This is a genomic window from Thiomonas sp. SCN 64-16 (genome assembly GCF_001725585.1).
GTDB classification, from domain to species: domain Bacteria; phylum Pseudomonadota; class Gammaproteobacteria; order Burkholderiales; family Burkholderiaceae_C; genus Thiomonas; species Thiomonas arsenitoxydans.
This window is the reverse complement of the sequence record NZ_MEGQ01000021.1, coordinates 1-21,856: the sequence shown is the minus strand read 5'-3', so window position 1 is coordinate 21,856 and position 21,856 is coordinate 1. Positions and strand designations below refer to the sequence as shown.

The window sequence follows — 21,856 nt, the reverse complement described above, 5'->3', positions numbered from 1 at the left end:
ACGGATTTCCGATAAGCCCTGATGTATCAGGATGCTGCTAGAGTCAAAACCGATCAGTTTGGCGTAATCACTGAACACAACTGGAGAAACACACTCATGTCAGTCAATGAAGGAACCTTGGATCGCGCTTTGCGCGTGATAGTGGGTCTGGTGCTTATCGCCCTGACGCTGACCCATGTGATTGGACTCTGGGGCTGGATTGGCGTTGTGCCTTTGGTCGCGGGGGCGGTGGGCATTTGTCCGCTCTACATGGTGCTCGGCATTCGCACCTGCCCGATGCACAAGAAGTGATTTGCGGGGCTGCTTCGACCGGCTCTGCCCCGCGCAGCATCACAGTTGCGTCGCATCCTCGGTGAAGACCTGGCCCATGCCGACGGTTTTGACCTGAAGTGTCTGGCGATGAAACAGGTGCGCGAGGAGATGGGGCTGAGCAACGCCCTACAGATGCTGCCTTCGTGTGCCGCATCAAGCAGGCCGATGACAAGCCCAGCGCCGAGGTGGCCCAGCGATGAGTGATTCAACCCGCATCCCGCAACCGCCCCATCGAACCAAGCGTACCCAACCGCTGCCTTGGGAACGTCCCAAACCGGTGGAGGAAGAGGCACAGGCGCAGGCCCGGCTGCGCGCCATCATGGAGCATCCGTCGTATGTCGAGGCCGACCGCGATGTGGCCTTTCTCCATACCGACGCGCACCGCGGCCTGCGATTGCAGCTCGACTATGAAAAAGCCGAGCAGGCGTTGCAGGCGCACGGCATCACTCGCACCATCGTGGTCTTCGGCAGCACGCGGCTGCGCGAGCCGCAGACGGCGCGAAGCGAGCTCGAACAAGCCCGGCGTCAGGCTGCCGAGCATCCGCACGACGCGGCCGTCGCCCGGGCGCTGCGTCTGGCCGAGCGCCGCATGGCGCTGTCGCGCTATTACCAAATCGGCTTCGAACTCGGCCAGATGATCGGCGCAGCGCGGATTCCAGGGCTCGCGGTGATGACCGGCGGCGGCCCTGGCGGCATGGAGGCAGCCAATCGCGGCGCGTTCGAGGCAGGGGCTGAAACCCTGGGCTTGAACATCTCCCTGCCGCGCGAGCAATACCCCAACCCCTACCTGACGCCGGGGCTGTGTTTTCAGTTCCATTACTTCGCGCTGCGCAAGCTGCACTTCATGCAGCGCGCCGCAGCCATCGTCGCGCTGCCGGGCGGCTTCGGCACGCTCGATGAACTGTTCGGCGCACTCACGCTGATCCAGACCCGCAAATCCGCCCCCATTCCCATCGTGCTGATCGGCGAGTCGTACTGGCGCGGCGTGTTCAACGTCGACTTTCTGCTCGAAGCCGGCAGCATCGACGAAGAAGATGCCCGGCTGTTCTGGTTTGCCGAAGACGCGCGGGAGGCCTGGGAGGGCATTTGCACCTGGCATGCCCGCAACGGCTCGCCGCTGGAAGGCTCCGCAACCGAGTCACCACAAGGACAATAACCATGAAACTCTCCTTCCACGGCGCCGATCGCAATGTCACCGGCTCCTGCCATCTGCTGCATGCGCAGGGCAAGCGAGTGCTCATCGACTGCGGCATGTTCCAGGGCAGCCATGAACTCGACGAGGAAAACGCCGAGGACTTCGGCTTCGACCCCAAGTCGATCGACCTGTTGCTGCTCACCCATGCGCACCTCGATCACTGCGGCCGCATTCCGCTGTTGGTCAAGCGCGGGTTTCGCGGCGAGATCATCACCACGGCGGCTACGCGTGAACTCACCCGTGTGGTGCTGCTCGACGCCGCCCATCTGCAGGAAGAGGAGGCCGAGCGCAACATGCGTCACGCCCACCGTCGCGGCGACGCCCAGGCACAGCCGCTCTACACCACGCTCGATGCGCTCAATGCCCTGGAGTTTTTCGGCCGCACCGCGGTCTATGGGCAGACGCTGGAACTCGCACCGGGCCTGAGCGCCACCTTTTTCGATGCCGGACACATTCTGGGCTCAGCCAGCATCCGCATTGAACAGACCGCATCGGGGGCGCACCGCTCGGTGATTTTTTCTGGCGACCTGGGCAACGGCGGCCACGCCGTGCTGCGCGACCCGCAACTGCCGCCCCGCGCCGACTCGGTGGTGATGGAGACGACCTACGGCGACCGTTTGCACAAACCCATCGAGCCCTCGATCGCCGAACTGTTCGCGGCCATCAGCGAGACCCTCAAGCGCGGGGGAAATGTCGTCATTCCGACATTTGCACTCGAGCGCGCGCAGGAGATTCTCTTTTACCTGCGCGAAGGCATCGAGGCGGGCAAACTGCCTCGCACCTTGCCGGTCTTTCTCGATTCCCCGATGGCGATTTCCGCCACCGAAATCTTCCGCCACCACCCCGAGTGCTACGGCGACGCCATTGACGCTTTGTTTCGCGCAGGCAGCGACCCGTTTTCCTTGCCGGGGCTGCGCTTCACCCGCGAAGCCGCCGATTCCATCGCCCTCAACCGTCTGGTGGGCGGCGCGGTCATCATGGCCGGCTCGGGCATGGCCACCGGCGGGCGCGTGCGGCATCACCTGCGTCACAACCTGGGGCGGCACGAGTCCAGTGTGGTGTTTGTCGGATACGCCGCGCGCGGCACCCTCGCGCGGCTGCTGATCGATGGCGCCAAGAAGGTCAAGCTGTTTGGTGAAGAGATTCCGGTCCACGCGCGGCTCTACACCATCAACGGTTTCTCGGCGCACGCCGATCAGCGCGAACTACTTGCCTGGCAGCAAGCACTCAAACCCGGGCAGACCATCCTGGTTCACGGCGATCCGGACAGCATGGACGCGTTTGCCGCGCTGCTCAAAAACACCCGGGTACAACGCCCGAAACAAGGCGATGTGATCGATCTCTGATCCCGCTTTACCTCGAACTGGAAACTGCCATATGTTCATCGCTGAGCAAGACAGCCGCTTTGCCGGGGCGGGGGCCGAGATCGCCGCATCCGCCCGCAAACTACCGGTGCAGGCTGACATGGAGAACGCCTCATGACCCGGACCGCGGGCAACAATCCCGCTAACCAGATGATGGGGGCGGCCACCGCCAGGTGTAGGGACGCAGGTAGGAGTACCTTCGGTAAGCCGATACCATCGACCAATTGCTATTCCGCTGGCGCCAGCAGCCCATTCAATCTTTGAGGCAACTTTCTGCGGCCCAAAAAATCTATTTTTTATTTTTCATATGCCTAAACTGATTTTTGATTTCTTCCCCATCATCCTGTTTTTCATCGTGTTCAAGGTGGCGGGCATTTACGCCGCCACGGCGGTGACCATCGCCGCGACCTTTGCGCAAATTGGCTGGGTCTGGTTCAAGCATCGCAAGGTCGAGCCGATGCTGTGGATGAGTCTGGCCGTAGTCGTCGTCTTCGGCGGCGCGACCTTGCTGTTCCACAACGACACCTTCATCAAGTGGAAGCCCACCGTGCTGTACTGGCTGTTTGCCCTCATCCTCGCCGGGGCTCAGCTGTTTCAGGGCAAGAACCTGATGCGCGCCCTCATGGGCAAGCAGATGCAACTCCCCGATCCGATCTGGAACCGCGTCAACTGGTCGTGGGTGGCTTTTTTCGCGCTGATGGGCGTGCTCAACATCGTGATCGCCTACAACTTCTCCACCAACCTATGGGTGGACTTCAAGCTGTTCGGCAGCCTAGCGCTGACGCTGGTGTTCGTGCTCGGGCAGTCGCTGCTGCTGGCCAAGCATATGAAGCTGGACGAGAACGCTTGATGTCCGGGCCGATTTCCCGCCGAGATCGCATCGAGACCCTGTTGCAGCAGGCGCTCAAGCCCGAAACACTGCAGGTGACCGACGACTCCGCCGCTCACGCCGGGCATGGCGGATTCGATGCGTTGGGTAGCCATTTCCGCGTGCGCATCGTCAGCGCGCGGTTCGCTGGCGCCTCGCGTCTCGCGCGGCACCGCCTCGTGTATGATGCCTTGGCTTCGATGATGCACCATGAGATTCATGCGCTGGTGCTCGATTGCCAGGCCCCCGGAGACCCTCCCGAGGTCAGCGCACACTGAAAAGTTGACCGTGCGCCCTGGTCGTTTGTTCCCTCCCCTTCTGGATGACTTCATGTTGAAACTCTCCCGCATTCTGGCCGTTGCCGCATTGAGCTGCGCGTTTGCCGCCCCCGTCTGGGCACAGAACATCGCCACTGTGAATGGCAAACCCATTCCGCAGTCCCTGGCCGACTCCGTCGCCAACAGCATGGCCAAGCAACAGGGCCAGGCCGTCACGCCCCAACTCAAAGAGATGGTGAAAAACGAGCTGATCAGCCGTGAAGTGATGGTGCAGGAAGCCGACAAGCTCGGCCTGGACAAAGAAACCGCAGTGCAAGACGAGATTCGCATCGCGCGCCAGAACATCCTCATCCGCGCGCTGTTCAACGCCTATCTGCAAAAGCATCCCATCACCGATGCCCAGATCAAGGCCGAATACGACAAATTCGTCAAGAGCTTCGGCTCCACCGAATACAAGGCGCAGCACATCTTGGTGCCGAGCGAAAAAGAAGCACAGGACATCATCGCCCAGCTGAAAAAGGGCGCCAAGTTCTCCGAGTTGGCGAAGAAATACTCCAAGGACACCGGCAGCGCAGCCAATGGCGGCGATCTGGGTTGGTCCACCCCCAACAACTATGTGCCGCCGTTCGCCAAGGCGCTTGAAGCCCTTAAGCCCGGCCAGTACACCCAGACGCCGGTGCAGAGCCAGTTCGGCTGGCATGTGATCAAGCTCGACGCCACCCGCCCGGCCAAGGCCCCGACGCTCGATCAACTCAAGCCGCAAATCCAGGCCGAACTGCAGCGCCAGGAAGTCACCAAGTATCAGGACGAACTGCGCGCCAAAGCCAAGATTACCGAGTGATCCGGCCTCGGCCCTGCAACAAAACGCCCGCAAATGCGGGCGTTTTTCATGGCTTGATCAGTTCATGCCTCAAGTCTCTGGAAACAACAGTTTGTGAACGGTGCTGTTGTCGATGGGCTCGTCGAACAGATCGCGAGCGAGCAACTGACTGCCGAGGAGCTGCGGGGCGAACAGCACGTCGGGTTGCACCCGCCGGATTTTGTTGACGTGCCGCACGTCGTTGACCCCGGCGATGGTCTTCACGCCCGGGGCCAATTCCTTCACCGCGAGCACGGCGAAGGCGTTTTCGGCATCGTCGTCGCGCAGGGTAAGCACGGCCTTGGCCTTGGGCACACCGGCGAGTTCGAGCGTTTCGCTGCGCGTGGCGTCGGCAGTGATGACGTCGGCGGTTTCTGGAAACGGCGAGGGGTGGCCGCTGGGAGCGATGATGGTGACCGGCACGCCCCGGCTGCTCAGCTCCTTCCACATGGCATAAGCCAGGCTCGACGCGCCGATGATGACGTAATGGTTTTTGCGCTGTTCGCGTTGCATTTTTCCCTCCAGAGTCCGTTTGAGACTGCCCCCGATCAGCGGCCCGATCACGACCGACAGCGTGGTGGCAAACACCGAAATGCCCACCACGATCAGCGATACGGTGAACATTCGTGCCTGCAGAGTGTGCGGCACGATGTCGCCATAGCCGACCGTGGACATGGTCTCGATGGTGTAATAAAACGCCGTGGGCAGGCTGCGAATCGGCGGCGTGTATCCCGCGCCGAACCACAGGCTGCCCAGCGTGCCGTAGATCAGCAAGCTGCCCACGCCCAGTAGGGCAAACAGTGAGCTGGCGGCCAGGCTGCTGCGGGCAAAGCGGCTGGTGTAAAGCAGCAGCGCCAGCAGCAACAGGCCCGAGAGCGCAACGGTGGCGTTGATCCCACCATGAGCGGCCCACAATGCCAGCCCGGCCGACAGGGCGCTGAGCAGCACCCCGAGCACCCAGGCCACCCGCGCCCGCAGCAGCAAGCCCGGCACCATGAGAATGAGCCCGATGCCGATGAGCACATGCGGAAACGCGGCCAGATCGGCCAAACCGGAGATGCCGTCAGCGCCCTGCGCCAGGATGTTGAGCACCGCTTGGCGCATCTGCACGAATTGCGGGCTGATCTGCACCACGCCCGTTGCCAGCGCCAGAAAGGCGATCAGCCACTGTGGTCCGTTTTGCCCCAGCTTGCTCAGCAGCAGCCGCGTTGCCGTGCTCACCCTGGCCTTGAGCACACGCCAGCGGCTGGCCTTGGGGAGCGGGGGTTTGGGGGTATCCGGGGGCGAGATCGTTGTTGCCATGGCGTAAGTATCGGCGATCCGCAGCCGCAGCCCTGAATCGAGCGCTACAGGGCCACCCAGGCGCGGAGTCCGTTGGCGTCGCGCAACTGCGTCCAGCGGCAGTCGTACAGATGATGCAGCCGCTCGGCTTGCAGAGCAGCCTCGCAGGTGTCGAAGAACCAGCCTTGCGCCTGCTGCTGCAAGCCGAGGCCCAGCACATGGGTGGCACAACGCGCGACCCAGTTCACATCGTGCGCACAAAACACCACCACGCGGTCGCTCAGGTTGGACAGCAACGAGCCCACGAGGGACTGATGCCCAGGATCTTGAAACGCCACCGGCTCGTCGAGCAGCAGCAGGGTTGCGCCTTGTACCAGCGCCTGCGCCAGGCTCACCCGTTGCCGCTCACCGGCGGACAGGTCGAGCACCTGGCGATCTCGCAGCGCCCAGGCATCCACCCGGCGCAGTGCCTCATGGGCGGAGGGCCCGTCAGGTTCAGGCTGCGAGAGTTCGAGCAGGGCGAGCGCCGACAGGTTGAAGCGGTCGCGCGGCTGGGCTGGCATGAGGGTGCGCAGCGCTGCCAGACGCTCCGGGCCCAGTTCAGACAAGGGCTGCCCAGCCAGCCGAACCGCGGCGCGCTCGCCATGCAAAGAAAGTAGCCCGGCCAGTTGACGCAGCAAGGTGGACTTGCCCGCGCCATTGCGACCAATCAGCCCCAGCCGCTGCCCCGGCTGCAGGCGAAACGACAGATTGCGGGCCAAGGCCGGCTGATGCGCTGCGGCCACGACATCGAGCGCATCGACCTGCAGCCAGGCGTCCGACTTCATCGCGCCCGCCGCAGCATGAGAATGAACACCGGCGCGCCAACGAGTGCTGTGACCGCACCGACCGGCAGCTCATAGGGCATGACGACCCCGCGAGCCAGCGTGTCGGCGGCCACGACCAGAGCCGCCCCGGCCAGGGGGGCGGCCCAGGCCTGATCGCGCATGCGCTGCAGACCGACCAGCCGCAAGGCCTGCGGCACGACCAGCCCGACAAATCCCACCGCTCCGGCCACCGCCACCGAAGCGCCTGTGGCCAAAGCGGCCAAGAGTACGAGTTCCAACCGCGCCCGCGTCACCGGCTCGCCGAGCAGCCACGCGGCCTCGCTGCCGAGCAATAGCCGGTCATAGCGGCGCTGACGCCACAGCAGCCACACGGCGCCCAACACAGCCAGCCCGCACAGCCACAGGCCATGCGTGGCCCCCGAAAGATTGCCCACCAGCCAGAACATCGCCCCGCGCAATTGCTGATCGGGCACCAGGGTCAGCAGCAGGGTGGACAGCGCCCCGGCCATTGCGGCCAGCATGGCGCCAATCAGAATGAGCTGGGCCGAGGCTTCGTCGTCGCGGCTCGCCATGATGCGCCGCCCCATGAGCAGCAGCGCAAGCAGCGCCGCGCCCGCCCCGATCACGCTGCCCAGCCACAAGGCCGCGCCCAGCAGCAGCGCCACGATGGCGCCCAAGCCGGCGCCGCCGGATGCCCCGAGCACATAAGGATCGGCCAGCGGATTGCGCAGCAGAATCTGCATGGCCAGCCCCGCCTGCGCCAGCAACGCGCCCACCCCCATGCCGGCCAGCACCCGCGGCAGGCGTAACTGCCAGACGATGTCCGCATTCCAGCCACCCTCCCCCACCGACAGCGCCACCGCGACGACCGCGGCGAGCAGCAGCGGTAAGACCCAACGCCACAGCGACGAACTGCGTGCACCGGGGCTTACTGAGCGTTCAAAGCGCATGGCGGATTTGTTCACGCCCTCTCAGAACGCGGGCCGCCAGGTCAGACCGACGAACACGCCCAGCGGTTCGCGGTTGTAGCCGTAAACCGTCTGATACTTCTTGTTGAACAGGTTCTGCACCCGCGCATTCCAGCTCCAGTCTTTCGACACCGCGCCGCTGGCGGTGAGGTCGACCGTGGTGTAGCTCCCTAGCGTGACCCGGCCGACCGAACCATTATCCCAACGGGGGCCGCTGTAATGCACCGCAGCGCCATAAAGCACTGAGGCGAACTCGTGGTTGACCGAGACATTGGCCAGACTGCGGGCGCGGCGCTGCAGCGTCGGGTCGCCGGGCAGACTGGTATTCACGGGCTGTTGCAGCGTGAAGTTGGCGTCATACGCCCAGCCCTTCCACGCGCCGCGCCCGGTCAACTCCAACCCCCGCGTGCGGCTGCTGGCGATGTTCTGGAAGGTGCTGGTCGTGAAGTCATACTGCCACTGGTCGGTCGCCTTGGTCTGGAACAGCGTGGCCCGCAGCACGTTCGCCCCTTGCGACCACTGCAAACCGGCCTCGACAGAGTGCGCCTTCTCCGCCTTCAGATTGGCGTTGCCGTAGTAAGGCGCGTACAGATAGCCCAGCGGCGCCGCATTGAAAGCGGTGGAATAGCTGGCAATCGCTTTGAAACCGCTGCCCAGTTCTCGCCCGTAGCCGAAATAGCCGGTGCTCTGGCCCGAGTAGCCATCGATCGCGTCATGGCGCAGATTCAATTGAAACTCGTTGCCGCTGACGCTACCGTCCAGTCCGACGAAGGCCGCCTTGGCATGGCGATCCCTGGAGGGAATCGAACCGGTAATTGAACTGATGGCCTGGCTCTGCCATTCCAGCCCACCCGTGGCCGTCCAGCCGCTGCCGAGTTGCACCACATTGCGCCACAGCAGTTGCTGAACCCGGGTGCGATAAGTACCGCTGTAGGGGTAGGCGCTGAAGTTCTCGGTCGTGTTGGTGGTGCTCTGCTGCGAGACGCTCAGATGAGACTTCCAAGCGGCGGTCAATTGGTTGTCGCTGAACAGTTGATACAGATCCTGCGAGGTGCTGCTCAGATTGGTATCGGTCGGACTGGCGTAGGCGCCATAGCTGTCGTAGCTGGCACGGCCCTTGCTGCTGAATGCGCGCAGGCCCAGCGACTGCCCCGGCGCCAGGGTCTGCACGATCGAGCCGTTCATTGTCGTGTTGCCGTAGCCGTTGCTGTTCGGGTTGGCATTGCTGAGCTGGGCGGGGTTGATTGCACTGACGCCCTGCGTCGTATAGCGGCTGACCCCGGCCTGCAAGGCCGTGTTGCCGACCTGCCCGCTGGCGTTGGCCGACACGGTGGCCGTATTGCGGCTGCCCGCGGTGACCGAGATCGAGGCCTGCGGCTTTTTGCTGCCCGCGCGTGTGGTGATCAGCACCACTCCGCCGATCGCGCCCGAGCCGTAGATGGCCGACACATTGCCGCGGATGATCTCGATGCGCTGAATCTGATCGGTGGTGAAGTTGTTGAGATACGCGACGCCCGTGGCGTCTTGTGCGTTCATGGGCACGCCGTCGAGCAGCACCAGCACATCCGGCCCGCCAAAACCGCGCACATACACATTGCCCGACTGCCCAGGGCCACCGTTGCTCGTCACCTGCACGCCAGCCACCTGCTGCAGCAAGGTCGTGAGGTTTTGCGCACCGCTTTGCTCGATCTGCTCGCGGGTGATCACGCTGACGCCCGGCAAGGCATCGGCCAGCGGCTGCGGGTAGCCCGTGGCCGACACCACCACCGGCGGCAGCGTGGTGGCGTCGGCCGGAGCGGTCTGCGCCTGCGCGTTCAGCCCGGCCAGACTGATGGCCGCGGCCAGCGCGGTGCGAAAGAAAATCGGTTGAGATGAGTGGACCACGCGAGGCCCAGACGAGGCTGGAGCAACGCCGTTTGAAGGGAACTGCTGAGACATGACTGAATTTCCGGATGAATGAGCGCTGCCGTGTTCCCCCGCACGGCTGGCGCGGCTGAAGCGCGCCGCGACAGAGCCCAGAGCGCATCTCAACCTTCGCGTGGGCTGCGCTGCGCGCACCCGGCTGGCCTTGATGCGCCCCTTCGCCCCGAAGCTGCGCGTCTTCTCGTCGTTGGCCGGTATCCGGGCTGGCGACGCGATCCGAACCTCCTTCCCAAATCCGAAAATTCAGTGGAGAGCTTGTCCGAACGGAAGGCTTGCGCCTTCGGTCGCTGACCGTTGCGGGGGCAGCACAGGCCGGAGCATCTGCCGGGGGCATGGCTCTTCCTGTTTCCCGTTTAACTGCGCAGCGTGAACCACCGCGCGAGCACCAACGACCGTCATGTTAGCCGGGCGACAGCGTTGTTTTGCCGACTCTCGGGTGGCCGACTTTAGAATGCCTCGCATGGACGAACGACAGCCCTCCCCCGCCATCGCTCAGTTGCAATCGCGCGTTGAGCGGCTGCTGCTGCGTCACAACGAGTTGCTGCGCACCAACGCCTTGCTGGCCGAGCGGGTGCAATCGCTCGAAGCCGAGCGCGACCAGATGCGTCAGCGCCTGCACGACGCCACCCAGCGCATCGACCGATTGCTGGCACGGCTGGATCAGACCCCTTCCATTTCGGGCGAGCCCGACCCACACGCATGAGCACGACCACGCTGGATGTGAACATCATGGGCCAGATCTACACCCTGGCCTGCCCTGCCGACGAGCAAGCCGCGCTGCTGGCCGCCGTGCGCGAAGTGGACACCGAGATGTGCGCCATTCGCGATATGGGCAAGGTGCGCGCCCGCGAGCGGATCGCCGTGCTTGCCGCGCTCAATCTGGCGCACAGCCTGATCGAGTCGCGCAATGCGAACAAGGCCGCGGGCGCTTCGGCGCAGGCGTCGCTGGCGTTTGAAGAAGATGCGCAGGCCGTAGCCCAACTCACCCGTCAGCTCGACGAAGCCCTGGGCGCCGAGGGCAAATTGCTCTGATTCTTCCCCGCCACGATTCATCGCCCTACAATCGGGCTTGTCTGTCGGGTTTGGTTGGGTCGGCATTTCCTGAACCGATAAATTTGTGCCTCGGGCTTGGAAATTCTGTGTGTGCGCGTGACGTCTCGCGCAGACGTCCCCAAAGCGCAGTGACCTTGCCCACCTGTCCCAGTAGGGTTCAGGGATCAACGCTCAATCAGGTTCCGGCAGACACCTCCCCCGCATGACCTCCCCTTTGCTTCGCCCTGCCCTGTGCGTTCTCGACACCCAGGTGCTGCTCGACTGGGCGCTGTTCGACGACCCGCGCGTGCGTCCTTGGGCCGAGGCCATACAGCGCGGCCGCGTGCGCTGGATTTACTGTGCCGCCATGCAGGTCGAGGCCTTGCGCGTGGTGCACTATCCGGCGCTGGCCAGGCGGTTCGGGCCCCAGGCATCAGCCCTCAAGTTGACCGATTGTTTTGCGCGTTGGGGGCAGTGCTGCGCCACACCGCCAGCGCAGCACCGCTTGGTGTGTGCCGATCCTGACGACCAAGTGTTTCTCGACCTCGCCATGGCGCAGCATGCAGCAAACCTGTTGAGCCGCGACCGCGCTGTGCTGCAATTGGCGCGGCGCGCCAGGCCGCTCGGCCTGCACATCGACCCGCCCGAGAGCGTGTCGGCGCCAGGCTGAAACCGATGTCAAGAAGCCGACTGCCCCAGCGCCAGCAGACGGTTTTTGCGCCGCAGCGACCACCAGATCATGCCGCTGCCCAGAATGATCAGCGGGATCGACAGCAACTGCCCCATGGTGAGGTGAAACCAGAGATAGCCGAGAAACGCATCGGGCTGGCGGAAAAATTCATCGGTGAAACGCGCCAGCCCATAGCCGAGCGCGAAGCACCCGGCAATGAAACCGCGCGGCCGCTCTTTGCGCGACAGCCACCACAGCACCACGAACAACACAATGCCTTCGAGGAACATTTCGTAGAGCTCGGAGGGAAAGCGCGGCACCATGCTGCCGGACTTGGGGTAGATCATCGCGCCCGGCCACCAAGCGGGCGCTGGCCGTCCCCACAACTCGCCGTTGATGAAGTTGCCGATGCGCCCGAACGCCAGGCCCGGCGGAATGAGCGGAGCGACAAAGTCCATGATCTGCAGCCACGAGTAGCGCCGGGTGCGCGCAAACCAGTAAGCCGCCACCATCACGCCGAGCAGCCCGCCGTGGAAGGACATGCCGCCGTCCCACACCGCGACGATCTGCGCCGGATGAGAGAAGTAATAGTCCGGCTGATAGAACAGCACGTAGCCGGTGCGCCCCCCCAGAATCACGCCCAACACACCGGCGAACAGCAAGTCTTCGATATCGCGCGAGGTCCAGCCTTGGCGCGCATAAGGCTGGTCTTTGAGGCGCTTTTGCGCCAGCAGCCAAAAAGTGATGAAGCCCAGCAGGTACATGATGCCGTACCAATGCACCTTGATCGGGCCAAGTTGCAGGGCGATGGGATTGAAGTCGGGGTGAACTAGCATGGGCGTGAAGTGTACGGGCTTGCCTTGAGCAATCCTTTCAAGCGGCGCGCGGGCAAGCCAATATTTACCTTTGGATACTACTGCGCCGCTTCCATGACGGTGCACGTCGCCGCTTGCCGCACGACAATGACGTTATTGTCGACCTGCTCCCACTGCCTGCCATGCCCCAGAAACTGCGTTCCGAAAACATCACCGTGGGCGCATCGCGCGCGCCCAATCGCTCCATGTTCTATGCCATGGGCTACCAGAAGTCGGACTTCAGCAATCCGATGATCGGCATTGCCAACGCGCACTCCACTATCACCCCGTGCAACTCCGGCCTGCAGCGCCTGGCCGACGCCGCCATCGAGGGCGTGCGCGCCGCTGGCGGCAATCCGCAGATGTTCGGCACGCCGACCATTGCCGACGGCATGTCCATGGGCACCGAGGGCATGAAGTACTCGCTGGTCTCGCGCGAAGTCATTGCCGACTGCGTGGAAACCTGCGTGCAGGGCCAGTGGATGGACGGCGTGGTCACCGTGGGCGGCTGCGACAAAAACATGCCCGGCGCCATGATCGGCATGCTGCGCTGCAATGTGCCGGGCATTTTCGTCTATGGCGGCACCATTCTGCCGGGCCATTACAAGGGCAAGGATCTGAACATCGTCTCGGTCTTCGAGGCCGTGGGCGAACACGCCGCCGGGCGTATGAGCGATGCCGATTTCGACGCCATCGAGCAATGCTCTGTGCCCACCAGCGGCTCCTGCGGCGGCATGTACACCGCCAACACCATGTCCAGCGCCATCGAGGCCATGGGCATGTCGCTGCCTTACTCGTCCACGATGGCGAATGTGCATGAGGAAAAAGTGCAGTCCGCGCGCGATTCCGGCCAGGCGCTGCTCGCCGCGGTGCGCGCCGGGCTGAAGCCGCGCGACATCGTCACCCGCAAGGCGCTGGAAAACGCCGCTGCCGTGGTCATGGCCACGGGCGGCTCGACCAACGCGGTGCTGCATCTGCTGGCCATTGCGCATGCCGCCGAAGTGCCGTTTGCCATTGAAGACTTCGAGGTGATTCGCAAGCGCACCCCGGTGCTCTGCGACATGAAGCCCTCGGGCCGATATGTCGCCACCGATCTGCACCGCGCTGGCGGCATTCCGCAAGTGATGAAAATTCTGCTCGAAGCCGGTGTACTGCATGGCGACTGCACCACCATCAACGGCAAGACCGTGGCCGAGAATCTCAAGGACGTTCCCGCCCAGCCCAACGAGGAGCAAGACGTGATTCGCCCCATCGACAAGCCGATGTACGCCCACGGCCACCTGGCCATTCTCAAGGGCAATCTGGCCGAAGACGGCTGCGTGGCCAAGATCACCGGGCTGAAAAAGCCCAGCATGACCGGCCCCGCGCGCGTGTTCGACGACGAGCAAAGCGCGCTCGAAGCCATTCTGGTCGGCAAGATCAAGGCCGGCGACATCATGGTGCTGCGCTACCTCGGGCCCAAGGGCGGCCCCGGCATGCCCGAGATGCTCGCGCCCACATCGGCGCTGGTGGGCGCGGGGTTGGGTGAGTCGGTTGGGCTTATCACCGACGGCCGGTTCTCCGGCGGCACCTGGGGCATGGTCGTCGGCCACGTCGCGCCCGAAGCCATGGTGGGCGGCTCCATCGCCCTGGTGCAGGAAGGTGACCGCATCACCATCGACGCGCCTTCCCTGAGCCTGACCCTGCACGTCAGCGATGAAGAACTCGCCCGCCGCCGCGCTGCCTGGACGCCGCCCGCCAGACGCTACACCCGCGGTGTGATGGCCAAGTTCGCGGCGCTAGTCTGCAGTTCGCATCGCGGCGCGGTGCTCGATGCCGATCTGGGCTGACACAGCCGGGGCGCGCTCGGCTCAGCCCGAGCTGCCCTGCCCAGCGCGCCAGGCATGGCCGAGCAAATACAGGCCAAAGCTCAGCGAGGCAATCCAGGTGCTGGCCGGATAACCGATGTAATACGCCGCCGCCAGCCCGCCCCAGGTCACCGCCAGCCCGAGCGCCATCGACAAACCGACACCGCCCGCAATGCTGCGGCTGACAGTCTGCGCCGTGGCCGCGGGGCCGATGAGCAAAGCGAAAATCAGCAAGGCTCCGATCACCGGCACGGCAATCGCCACCGTGGCCGCCACCAGCAAGATGAACAGCAGGTCGAGCAGGCGGGTATTCACCCCGCGCGCCTGAGCGCCTTCGGGGTTGAAACTGGCGAAGCACAGCGGGCGATACAGCACGGCCAGCCCCGCCAGACCGGCCACACACACCAGCAACGACAAACCCGCCTGCTCCGCGGTAATGCCCACAATGCTGCCGAACAGAATGCTCATCGCCGACTGCGCGTTGGCGGTGTAGAGATTGAGAAACAGCACGCCCAGCCCCAGGGCGAACATGAGCACCATGCCGATGCCAATGTCGCGCTGGCGGATGCGCCCGCCCGTCAGCGCTAGGGCAACGCCGCTGGTCAGCGTAAAAGCAAAAAGGCCGAGATAAGGGCTCAGGCCCAGCAGAATGGCCCCCGCCGCGCCGGTGAAGCCGACATGCGACAGCGCATGCGCGGCAAACGCCTGCCGCCGCAAGGTGATGAAATAGCCCACGGCAGCGCTCAACACCGCAATCGCGCTGCCCGCCAGCAACGCATGCCGCATGAAGCCATATTCCAGACCGAGGATCATGCGCCCTCTCCTTCGCCGTCATGACCGTGATCGTGCCCGCAATGTGCGGCCTCTTCGGGCATGAAACCACCGGCGGGATGAATGAACAGATAGCCGCCTTCGCGCGCCACGGCCATCGGCAGACCGTACAGCGCCGACAGCGCCGGTGCGTTGACCACCTCATCCACCGTGCCCAGCCGCCCCCGGCCGCCCGCGAGGTAGAGCACCTGATCCATATGCGGCAGCAACGGATTGATGTCATGCGCGGTCATCAACACCGTCATGCCCTGCTCGGTACACAACCGGCGCGCCGTTTGCAAAATGCGCTGCTGCGCCTGGGGGTCGAGGTTGGAGAGCGGTTCATCCAGCAGCAACATGCGCACCGGGTTGACCAGCGCCTGGGCGATGCGCGCCCGCTGGCGCTGCCCGCCGGAGAGCGCGTCCATGCCGCGTTCGGCGAGCGGCTCCATTTCCATCGCCTTCAGCGCCGCATCGACGGCCTGCGCACGCTGCTGCGCACCGCCGAGCCCCAGCCCCCAGCGTTCGCCCTGCCAGGCCGCGGCGACATAGCTGCGCACCCGCAGAAAACTGTCGGCGCCAATCGGGTCGCGCTGTGAGACATAGCCGATGTGAGCCCGCGCGGACACGCCCTCCTGCCCCAGCAAACGCAAGCGCCCCGACTCCAGCGGCTGCAAACCCAGCAAGGCGCGCAGCAAGGTGGTTTTGCCCGCACCGTTGGCGCCGAACACGCCGACAAACTGCCCGGGGCGGATGTGCAGATCCAGCCCTTCGAGCACGGTGCGCCCCCCGAGTGCGCAGCGCAGGCCCTGTGCTTGCACCGCCCACTCGGTCGGAGAGTTCATCGCGGAAGGTTGAGCCGACACGGTCAATGCGATTTGCCCAGCGCACGCTCGATCGCGGCGAGGGTTTGCAGTTGCCACTGCACATAGCCAGTCTTGGGCGGCACGAATTCATCCACCCCCACCACGGGCACCCCGGAATCCAGCGCGACCCTGCGCAGGCGATCCGTCAGCGGATCGGTCACCTGGCGGTTGTAGAACAGCAGCGCCACTTTGTGCTGACGCAGATGGTCTTCGTAGCGCGCCACTTCGGCGGGAGAGGGCTCGGTGTCGTTCATCACGTCGAATTGAAATTTCTCGCCCAGACTAATCCAGCCCAGTTGCCGCAGCAGATAGCCGACAACCGGCTCGGTGGCCGTGACTTTGAGCTGCTGATATTGCTTTTTCAGCGCGGCCTGCGCCTCGTTCAGCCGACTCAACTGCGCCTTGAAACCCTGCAGATTCGCGGCAAAGACTTGGCGATGCGCCGGATCGGCTCGCTGCAGCAGTTGCGTGAGTTTTTCCGCCACCTTGAGCGCAATCGGCGGATCGTAGAACACATGCGGATTGCGGTCCGCCATGATCAGCGCAGGGTCGAGTTCGGCGGCCACGATCACCTGCCGCTGCGGGGCGGGATTGGCCGCCAGCATTTTGCTCATCCACTCGTCATAGCCGATGCCGTTGAGCAGGGCGATCTGCGCCTTCGCCACCTTGCGCGCAACGGCCGGCGTCGCCTCGAAGCTGTGCGGATCGACGTTCGGATTGCTGATGATGCTGTCCACCTTCACCGCATCGCCGCCGATGGCCTGCGCAATGACGCCATAGGTACTTTCTGCCGCCACGATGGAAATCGGCGCCGCCTGCGCCCCGCTGGCGAACAGCAGCGAGAGCGGCGACAAAAGAGCGAGGTAAAGCAGGAAGGATCGGGCTTTCATGGGAAATCTCTGAGGACAAAACAAGAGTTACTTTATAACATCTCAAATAAAGCGAATGTATCCAGATGCAAGTTTTCCGCTGGTGCGTCGCAGGCAGAATAGGACGTTTGAAAAAGCGACGACCATGAAAATTGCCACCTGGAATGTGAACTCCCTCTCCGTGCGCCTGCCGCAGGTGCTCGACTGGCTGCAGGCCCAGTCGCCCGACGTGCTGGCGCTGCAGGAAACCAAGCTGACCGACGATCGGTTTCCGCATGCCGAGCTGCTGGATGCGGGTTATCACAGCGTGTGCCTCGGTCAGCCGACCTACAACGGCGTGGCCCTGCTCAGTCGCCACGAAGCGGCCGAGGTGCAGCGCGGCATTCCCGGCTTCGAGGATGCGCAGGCCCGCGTGATCGCCGCGACGTTTGGCGATCTGCGGGTGATCGGCGCCTATTTTCCCAATGGGCAAGCGCCGGATAGCGACAAGTTCGCCTACAAAATGCGCTGGCTCGACGCGCTGCAGGCATGGGTCGCTGCGGAACTGCAGCGTTATGCGAAAGTGGCGCTGATGGGCGACTTCAACATTGCCCCGGAAGATCGTGATGTGTTCGATCCGGTCGCCTGGGCCGGGCAGATTCACTGCACGCCCGAAGAGCGCGCGCATTTCAAGGCACTGCTCGGGCTCGGTCTGATCGACGCTTTCCGCGCCTTTGACCAGCCGCCCAAGAGCTGGAGCTGGTGGGATTACCGCAATCTGGCCTTCCGCAAAAATCAGGGCCTGCGCATCGACCACATTCTGGTGAGCGAGGGCTTGCGCGGTTCGCTGCAGAGCTGCGTCATCGACAAGGCGCCGCGCAAGAACGAGCGCCCCAGCGATCACGCGCCGGTGATAGCCGTCGTGTGACCCAGCTCATTCTTCCATCCCCAGTTCCTGAATTTTTCGGGTGATGGTGTTGCGGCCGATGCCGAGTTTTTGCGCCGCTTCGATGCGCCGACCGTGGGTTTGCGCCAGCGCGGCGGCGATCACCGCGCGTTCGAATCGCTGGGTCAGATGGTGCATGACATCGGGCTCGCCCCTGCGGATCAAGCCCTGGGCCACCTGTTCGACGCGGTGCTCCCAGTCCTCGTTCGACGGCTCAATCGCCGTTGAATCGGGGTTTGAAGCCGCAATAAAAGGGATATCGGCCGACGCTGTTGCCGCCACAGCAGGCATCGGCGCTTGCTCAGAGCGAACTTCCGTTTTTACATCGTCTGGCAGGTCTTTGACCTGAATGGTTTGCGCTGGCGCCATGACGGTCAGCCACTGACACAGGTTCTCCAACTGCCGCACATTGCCGGGAAAGGGGAACTGCTGCAGCACGCGCAGGGCCTCGGCGGAGATGCGCTTGGCCTCGACGCCGAGCTCTTGGCCGCTGCGCTGCAGAAAATGTTTGGTCAGCGGAGCGATGTCTTCGCTGCGCTCGCGCAGGGCCGGAAGGCGCAGGCGAATGACGTTGAGGCGGTGAAACAGATCCTCGCGGAACTGGCCTTGGGCCACACGTTGTTCGAGGTTCTGGTGCGTGGCGGCAATGACCCGCACATGCGACTTGATCGCGCTGTGCCCGCCCACTCGGTAATAGTGTCCATCGGATAGCACGCGCAGCAGGCGGGTCTGCAGTTCAAGCGGCATGTCGCCGATTTCGTCGAGGAACAAGGTGCCGCCTTCAGCCTGCTCGAAGCGGCCGCGCCGCAGGGTCTGCGCGCCGGTGAAGGCGCCGCGCTCGTGGCCGAACAGCTCGCTTTCCAGCAGATCCTTCGGAATGGCCGCGGTGTTGATGGCGACAAACGGCCCGCCCGAGCGCGGGCTGTGCTTGTGCAGAGCGCGGGCGACGAGCTCCTTGCCCGAACCCGACTCTCCCGTGATCAGCACGGTCACCTGCGAATGCGCCAGGCGGCCGATGGCGCGGAACACATCCTGCATGGCCGGGGCCTGACCGAGCAGCTCTGGGGCTTCGTTATGCGCTTCATCGGCCTGCTCTTCGCGCAGGCTTTCATCGACGGCCCGCTGGATCAGTTCGACCGCTTTGTCCACATCGAAGGGCTTGCTCAGATAGTCGAACGCGCCGCCCTGCAGCGAGGCCACCGCGCTATCGAGATCGGAGTAGGCCGTCATGATGATGACGGGCAGGCCTGGATGCGATTGGCGGATTTGTTGCAGCAAGTCGATACCGTTGCCGCCCGGCATGCGGATGTCGCTGATGAGCACTTGCGGGCAGCCTTCGGCAAAGGCGCTGAGCACGTCGCGCGGATTGGAAAAACTGCGCACTTCCATGCCCGACTTCTGCAGCGCCCTTTCCAGCACGAAGCGGATCGAGGCGTCGTCGTCAACCAGCCAGATCGGTTTCATCGCGCGCTCCCTTACGACGAAAGCCCTGCCTTCAAGGCAGCGGAAGGGTGATGCGGAATTCTGTGTGGCCGGGCTGGCTGTCGCATTCGATGGTTCCCTGATGTTGCTGGACGAAGGTCTGGGCCAGGGTGAGCCCCAGTCCACTCCCTCCTTCTCGGCCCGAGATCAGCGGAAAAAAGATGCGATCTTTCAGTTCCGCTGGCACCCCGGGGCCGTTGTCCACGATATGCAAGACCAGTGCCAGCTTATAGCGCTGACGGGCCACCGTCATCTGCCGTGCCACGCGGGTACGGAACACGATGCGCGCATCGCCCTGCACGATACGCCGTTGCAAGGCCTGCGCCGCGTTGTGGGCGATGTTGAGCACCGCCTGGATGAGCTGCTCCTTGTCGCCGCGGAATTCGGGCAGGCTGGCGTCGTAGTCCTGCTCGATGGTCAGCCCGTGCGGAAACTCGGCCTGCAGCAGGGTGCGCACATGCTCACACACTTCGTGGATGTTCACGTCGCCCACCACATGCGGCTTGCGATGCGGCGCCAGCAGGCGGTCCACCAGGGTTTGCAGCCGGTCGGCCTCGGCGATGATGACCTGGGTGTACTCCTGCAATTCCGCAGACGGCAGCTCGGCGTGCAGCAACTGCGCTGCACCGCGTAGGCCGCCCAGCGGGTTTTTGATCTCGTGCGCCAGATTGCGGATCAGCTCTTTGTTGGCTTGCGCCTGGTTGTGCCACTGCTCCTCGCGCTCAAGACGCGACTGCTGGCTGATCTCCACCACCTCGGTGAGCAGCAGGCCCTGAGGATGATCGGTGCGCGCCACGATCAGCTGCACTTGCACCGCCTCGCGCAAATCGCGCAGCCGCATCATGCAGTCGAAGCGCTTGCTGCTGAATTCGTTGCTGCGCACCTGGAGCAAAGACTCCTGCCAGAGGGCGGGGCAATCCATCCAGTGGCTCAGGTTTTGCCCGTTCAAAAGACGGCGAGAGACGCCCAGCCCGTTTTCCAGCGCCGGATTGGCGTATTGAATCGCGCCTTCGGCATCCACCAGGGCCGCCATCGAGGCCAGCCACTCCAGGCCGGGATACTCGGTCGCGCCCGGCTGGCCGACCGCTGCGACGTTCATTGCGGATACTTTTGCAACTCGCGTTGCAAGGCGGCAATGTTGGCCTGCGTCATGGCGATCTGGTCTTTCATCTGCGCCACGCGCTGGGCGTATTCGCCGCCCTTGACCCCGCCGCCCACCAGCCGTTCGCTGGGCAGGTAGTCGGGCTGGCCATTGTTGTAGGCCTTGAGTTGCTGCTCGAGCCGCGCCTGCTGTTGCTGCAACTCCTGCTCCAGAATGCGCCGCGCCTCGAGATCGCGCTCTTTTTGCGTGGAGGGCGCGACCCGCGCGGCCTGGTTGCCGCTCGGCTCTGCATTTTGCGCGCTGGGTTTGCTGCCCGATCCGATGACCTTGGGCGTCATGCCCGGACTGGAGAGGATGCTCACATTGGCGTTATCGATCAGTTTGCAGTTCTTCGCCTTCACCTCGGAAAGATCGTTGGTGTAGGAGTTGTCCGGGCAGCGGTAAACGCGCTGCGGGTCGGTCTGCGCCACAGCGGCAGAGGCGCTCGCCAGGGACGCGAACAAAGCAAACGCGGCGTAACGAACGCTTGATCGGGCAGTCAATTTGGCAAACAAGGTCATGGTGGCGCGCATTCAAAAAATCAGAGGTCAGTGTAAGTCTGGCAACGCGCGTGCCGCACACCCGGCCGACAGGACGTGGCGGAATTGCCAAAAAAAAGCGGCCCGAAGGCCGCATTTGAAAACCCTCCCACCTTACAGCGAGTAGTACATATCGAACTCGACCGGGTGCGTGGTCATGCGGAAGCGGGTGACCTCTTCCATCTTCAGCTCGATGTAGGCGCTGATGAAGTCGTCGCTGAACACGCCGCCCTTGGTCAGGAAGGCGCGATCCTTGTCCAGATAGTCCAGTGCCTGGTCGAGGCTGGAGCACACGGTCGGGATCTTGGCCTCTTCTTCCGGCGGCAGGTCGTAGAGGTTCTTGCTCGCGGCTTCGCCCGGGTGGATCTTGTTTTCCACGCCGTCCAGGCCGGCCATCATCATGGCGGAGAAGGCCAGATAAGGGTTGGCGGTCGGGTCGGGGAAACGCACTTCGATGCGGCGGGCCTTGTCGCTCTGCACGAACGGCACGCGGATCGAAGCCGAACGGTTGCGCGCCGAGTAAGCCAGCATCACCGGGGCCTCGAAGCCGGGCACCAGACGCTTGTAGGAATTGGTGCCAGGGTTGGTGATGGCGTTGAGCGCGCGGGCATGTTTGATGATGCCGCCGATGTAATACAGCGCAAAGTCGCTCAGACCGGCGTAGCCATTGCCCGCGAACAGGTTCTTGCCGTCTTTCCAGATGGACTGGTGCACATGCATGCCCGAACCGTTGTCGCCGACGATGGGCTTGGGCATGAAGGTCGCGGTCTTGCCGTAGGCGTGGGCGACGTTTTGGATCACATACTTCATGATCTGCGTCCAGTCGGCACGCTCCACCAAAGTGGAGAATTTGGTGCCGATTTCGCACTGGCCGGCGTTGGCCACTTCGTGGTGATGCACGTCGACCGGCACGCCCATTTGTTCGAGCAGCAGGCACATTTCCGAG

Annotated in this window: 23 protein-coding genes and 1 riboswitch; of the genes, 11 read left to right on the top strand and 12 right to left on the bottom strand. The window is 63.8% G+C overall.

Translation table 11 applies throughout. From position 1 onward, the window contains the following. Window positions 1-96: 96 nt before the first annotated feature. The 6 genes from ABT24_RS07350 to ABT24_RS07325 all read left to right on the top strand — a co-directional run bounded on the left by ABT24_RS07350 (window position 97) and on the right by ABT24_RS07325 (window position 4,858). On the top strand, window positions 97-291 hold the full coding sequence (locus tag ABT24_RS07350; protein ID WP_276728347.1) for a YgaP family membrane protein: 195 nt from the start codon (window positions 97-99) through the stop codon (window positions 289-291). Window positions 292-508: 217 nt separating this feature from the next. Continuing rightward, window positions 509-1,468, top strand: coding sequence for an LOG family protein (locus ABT24_RS07345; protein WP_276728350.1), 960 nt, complete (start codon window positions 509-511; stop codon window positions 1,466-1,468). 2 nt (window positions 1,469-1,470) lie between these two features. Continuing rightward, window positions 1,471-2,853 (top strand): MBL fold metallo-hydrolase RNA specificity domain-containing protein, encoded by a 1,383-nt coding sequence (locus tag ABT24_RS07340; RefSeq protein WP_286737608.1) that lies wholly within the window; start codon window positions 1,471-1,473, stop codon window positions 2,851-2,853. A 325-nt stretch (window positions 2,854-3,178) separates the two neighbouring features. Then, window positions 3,179-3,721 (top strand): septation protein A, encoded by a 543-nt coding sequence (locus ABT24_RS07335; protein ID WP_013123089.1) that lies wholly within the window; start codon window positions 3,179-3,181, stop codon window positions 3,719-3,721. Continuing rightward, the gene (locus ABT24_RS07330; RefSeq protein WP_156052606.1) at window positions 3,721-4,017 is read left to right on the top strand and encodes a BolA family protein; all 297 of its coding nucleotides are present in this window, start codon (window positions 3,721-3,723) and stop codon (window positions 4,015-4,017) included. The genes ABT24_RS07335 and ABT24_RS07330 overlap by 1 nt, the downstream gene beginning before the upstream one ends. A 52-nt stretch (window positions 4,018-4,069) precedes the next feature. Beyond that, entirely contained in the window at window positions 4,070-4,858 is a 789-nt protein-coding gene (locus ABT24_RS07325) for a peptidylprolyl isomerase (RefSeq protein ID WP_013105822.1), read from the top strand. Between the two features lie 69 nt (window positions 4,859-4,927). Here the strand turns inward: ABT24_RS07325 and ABT24_RS07320 are convergent, their stop codons facing one another. The 4 genes from ABT24_RS07320 to ABT24_RS07305 are packed head-to-tail and all read right to left on the bottom strand — an operon-like array spanning window position 4,928 to window position 9,890. After that, window positions 4,928-6,178 carry an NAD-binding protein gene (locus ABT24_RS07320; RefSeq protein WP_276728356.1) on the bottom strand — a complete coding sequence of 417 codons (1,251 nt, stop codon included), beginning with the start codon at window positions 6,176-6,178 and terminating at the stop codon, window positions 4,928-4,930. A gap of 44 nt (window positions 6,179-6,222) precedes the next feature. Then, complete coding sequence (locus ABT24_RS07315; protein ID WP_276728359.1) at window positions 6,223-6,984, bottom strand: ABC transporter ATP-binding protein; 762 nt, start codon at window positions 6,982-6,984, stop codon at window positions 6,223-6,225. Then, window positions 6,981-7,949 (bottom strand): FecCD family ABC transporter permease, encoded by a 969-nt coding sequence (locus ABT24_RS07310; RefSeq protein ID WP_276710374.1) that lies wholly within the window; start codon window positions 7,947-7,949, stop codon window positions 6,981-6,983. The genes ABT24_RS07315 and ABT24_RS07310 overlap by 4 nt, the downstream gene beginning before the upstream one ends. Window positions 7,950-7,955: 6 nt before the next feature. After that, on the bottom strand, window positions 7,956-9,890 hold the full coding sequence (locus ABT24_RS07305; protein WP_276728362.1) for a TonB-dependent receptor domain-containing protein: 1,935 nt from the start codon (window positions 9,888-9,890) through the stop codon (window positions 7,956-7,958). 157 nt (window positions 9,891-10,047) lie between these two features. Next, a riboswitch (cobalamin riboswitch) is annotated at window positions 10,048-10,280 on the bottom strand. A gap of 55 nt (window positions 10,281-10,335) precedes the next feature. On the opposite strand from ABT24_RS07305, the gene ABT24_RS07300 reads away from it, so the two are divergent. From ABT24_RS07300 to ABT24_RS07290, 3 genes are all read left to right on the top strand, one after another. Continuing rightward, window positions 10,336-10,578: a hypothetical protein gene (locus tag ABT24_RS07300; protein WP_013105817.1), complete on the top strand. Its 243-nt coding sequence runs from the start codon at window positions 10,336-10,338 to the stop codon at window positions 10,576-10,578. Beyond that, entirely contained in the window at window positions 10,575-10,907 is a 333-nt protein-coding gene (locus ABT24_RS07295; RefSeq protein WP_276710381.1) for a cell division protein ZapA, read from the top strand. The genes ABT24_RS07300 and ABT24_RS07295 overlap by 4 nt, the downstream gene beginning before the upstream one ends. 223 nt (window positions 10,908-11,130) lie before the next feature. Continuing rightward, window positions 11,131-11,577, top strand: a complete 447-nt coding sequence (locus ABT24_RS07290; protein ID WP_276728365.1) for a PIN domain-containing protein — start codon at window positions 11,131-11,133, stop codon at window positions 11,575-11,577. An 8-nt stretch (window positions 11,578-11,585) separates the two neighbouring features. Here the strand turns inward: ABT24_RS07290 and lgt are convergent, their stop codons facing one another. Further along, window positions 11,586-12,413: a prolipoprotein diacylglyceryl transferase gene (gene lgt / locus ABT24_RS07285; RefSeq protein WP_276710386.1), complete on the bottom strand. Its 828-nt coding sequence runs from the start codon at window positions 12,411-12,413 to the stop codon at window positions 11,586-11,588. A 161-nt stretch (window positions 12,414-12,574) separates the two neighbouring features. Here lgt and ilvD point away from each other — a divergent pair, with 161 nt between their 5' ends. Next, window positions 12,575-14,260, top strand: coding sequence for a dihydroxy-acid dehydratase (gene ilvD / locus ABT24_RS07280; protein ID WP_276728369.1), 1,686 nt, complete (start codon window positions 12,575-12,577; stop codon window positions 14,258-14,260). Window positions 14,261-14,281: 21 nt separating this feature from the next. Here ilvD and ABT24_RS07275 read toward each other — a convergent pair whose 3' ends face one another. The 3 genes from ABT24_RS07275 to ABT24_RS07265 are packed head-to-tail and all read right to left on the bottom strand — an operon-like array spanning window position 14,282 to window position 16,844. Then, window positions 14,282-15,091 carry a metal ABC transporter permease gene (locus tag ABT24_RS07275; protein WP_276728372.1) on the bottom strand — a complete coding sequence of 270 codons (810 nt, stop codon included), beginning with the start codon at window positions 15,089-15,091 and terminating at the stop codon, window positions 14,282-14,284. Further along, window positions 15,088-15,933 (bottom strand): metal ABC transporter ATP-binding protein, encoded by an 846-nt coding sequence (locus ABT24_RS07270; protein WP_276728375.1) that lies wholly within the window; start codon window positions 15,931-15,933, stop codon window positions 15,088-15,090. The genes ABT24_RS07275 and ABT24_RS07270 overlap by 4 nt, the downstream gene beginning before the upstream one ends. Before the next feature lie 23 nt (window positions 15,934-15,956). Continuing rightward, entirely contained in the window at window positions 15,957-16,844 is an 888-nt protein-coding gene (locus ABT24_RS07265; protein WP_276728378.1) for a metal ABC transporter solute-binding protein, Zn/Mn family, read from the bottom strand. Window positions 16,845-16,968: 124 nt separating this feature from the next. On the opposite strand from ABT24_RS07265, the gene xth reads away from it, so the two are divergent. After that, complete coding sequence (gene xth / locus ABT24_RS07260; protein WP_276728381.1) at window positions 16,969-17,730, top strand: exodeoxyribonuclease III; 762 nt, start codon at window positions 16,969-16,971, stop codon at window positions 17,728-17,730. 6 nt (window positions 17,731-17,736) lie between these two features. Here xth and ntrC read toward each other — a convergent pair whose 3' ends face one another. From ntrC to glnA, 4 genes are all read right to left on the bottom strand, one after another. After that, the gene (gene ntrC, locus ABT24_RS07255) at window positions 17,737-19,212 is read right to left on the bottom strand and encodes a nitrogen regulation protein NR(I) (protein ID WP_276728384.1); all 1,476 of its coding nucleotides are present in this window, start codon (window positions 19,210-19,212) and stop codon (window positions 17,737-17,739) included. A 31-nt stretch (window positions 19,213-19,243) separates the two neighbouring features. Next, window positions 19,244-20,329: a nitrogen regulation protein NR(II) gene (gene glnL / locus ABT24_RS07250; RefSeq protein WP_276728387.1), complete on the bottom strand. Its 1,086-nt coding sequence runs from the start codon at window positions 20,327-20,329 to the stop codon at window positions 19,244-19,246. Continuing rightward, window positions 20,326-20,904 (bottom strand): hypothetical protein, encoded by a 579-nt coding sequence (locus ABT24_RS07245; protein ID WP_286737602.1) that lies wholly within the window; start codon window positions 20,902-20,904, stop codon window positions 20,326-20,328. The genes glnL and ABT24_RS07245 overlap by 4 nt, the downstream gene beginning before the upstream one ends. 120 nt (window positions 20,905-21,024) lie before the next feature. Continuing rightward, on the bottom strand, window positions 21,025-21,856 hold an 832-nt coding region (gene glnA / locus ABT24_RS07240), incomplete at its 5' end, for a type I glutamate--ammonia ligase (RefSeq protein ID WP_286737601.1).

Bases quoted from the DNA above. Each gene is read 5' to 3' on its own strand.
- ABT24_RS07350 (WP_276728347.1), top strand. From the start codon at position 97: ATGTCAGTCAATGAAGGAACCTTGGATCGCGCTTTGCGCGTGATAGTG.
- ABT24_RS07345 (WP_276728350.1), top strand. From the start codon at position 509: ATGAGTGATTCAACCCGCATCCCGCAACCGCCCCATCGAACCAAGCGT.
- ABT24_RS07340 (WP_286737608.1), top strand. From the start codon at position 1,471: ATGAAACTCTCCTTCCACGGCGCCGATCGCAATGTCACCGGCTCCTGC.
- ABT24_RS07335 (WP_013123089.1), top strand. From the start codon at position 3,179: ATGCCTAAACTGATTTTTGATTTCTTCCCCATCATCCTGTTTTTCATC.
- ABT24_RS07330 (WP_156052606.1), top strand. From the start codon at position 3,721: ATGTCCGGGCCGATTTCCCGCCGAGATCGCATCGAGACCCTGTTGCAG.
- ABT24_RS07325 (WP_013105822.1), top strand. From the start codon at position 4,070: ATGTTGAAACTCTCCCGCATTCTGGCCGTTGCCGCATTGAGCTGCGCG.
- ABT24_RS07320 (WP_276728356.1), bottom strand. From the start codon at position 6,178: ATGGCAACAACGATCTCGCCCCCGGATACCCCCAAACCCCCGCTCCCC.
- ABT24_RS07315 (WP_276728359.1), bottom strand. From the start codon at position 6,984: ATGAAGTCGGACGCCTGGCTGCAGGTCGATGCGCTCGATGTCGTGGCC.
- ABT24_RS07305 (WP_276728362.1), bottom strand. From the start codon at position 9,890: ATGTCTCAGCAGTTCCCTTCAAACGGCGTTGCTCCAGCCTCGTCTGGG.
- ABT24_RS07300 (WP_013105817.1), top strand. From the start codon at position 10,336: ATGGACGAACGACAGCCCTCCCCCGCCATCGCTCAGTTGCAATCGCGC.
- ABT24_RS07295 (WP_276710381.1), top strand. From the start codon at position 10,575: ATGAGCACGACCACGCTGGATGTGAACATCATGGGCCAGATCTACACC.
- ABT24_RS07290 (WP_276728365.1), top strand. From the start codon at position 11,131: ATGACCTCCCCTTTGCTTCGCCCTGCCCTGTGCGTTCTCGACACCCAG.
- lgt (WP_276710386.1), bottom strand. From the start codon at position 12,413: ATGCTAGTTCACCCCGACTTCAATCCCATCGCCCTGCAACTTGGCCCG.
- ilvD (WP_276728369.1), top strand. From the start codon at position 12,575: ATGCCCCAGAAACTGCGTTCCGAAAACATCACCGTGGGCGCATCGCGC.
- ABT24_RS07275 (WP_276728372.1), bottom strand. From the start codon at position 15,091: ATGATCCTCGGTCTGGAATATGGCTTCATGCGGCATGCGTTGCTGGCG.
- ABT24_RS07270 (WP_276728375.1), bottom strand. From the start codon at position 15,933: ATGAACTCTCCGACCGAGTGGGCGGTGCAAGCACAGGGCCTGCGCTGC.
- ABT24_RS07265 (WP_276728378.1), bottom strand. From the start codon at position 16,844: ATGAAAGCCCGATCCTTCCTGCTTTACCTCGCTCTTTTGTCGCCGCTC.
- xth (WP_276728381.1), top strand. From the start codon at position 16,969: ATGAAAATTGCCACCTGGAATGTGAACTCCCTCTCCGTGCGCCTGCCG.
- ntrC (WP_276728384.1), bottom strand. From the start codon at position 19,212: ATGAAACCGATCTGGCTGGTTGACGACGACGCCTCGATCCGCTTCGTG.
- glnL (WP_276728387.1), bottom strand. From the start codon at position 20,329: ATGAACGTCGCAGCGGTCGGCCAGCCGGGCGCGACCGAGTATCCCGGC.
- ABT24_RS07245 (WP_286737602.1), bottom strand. From the start codon at position 20,904: ATGCGCGCCACCATGACCTTGTTTGCCAAATTGACTGCCCGATCAAGC.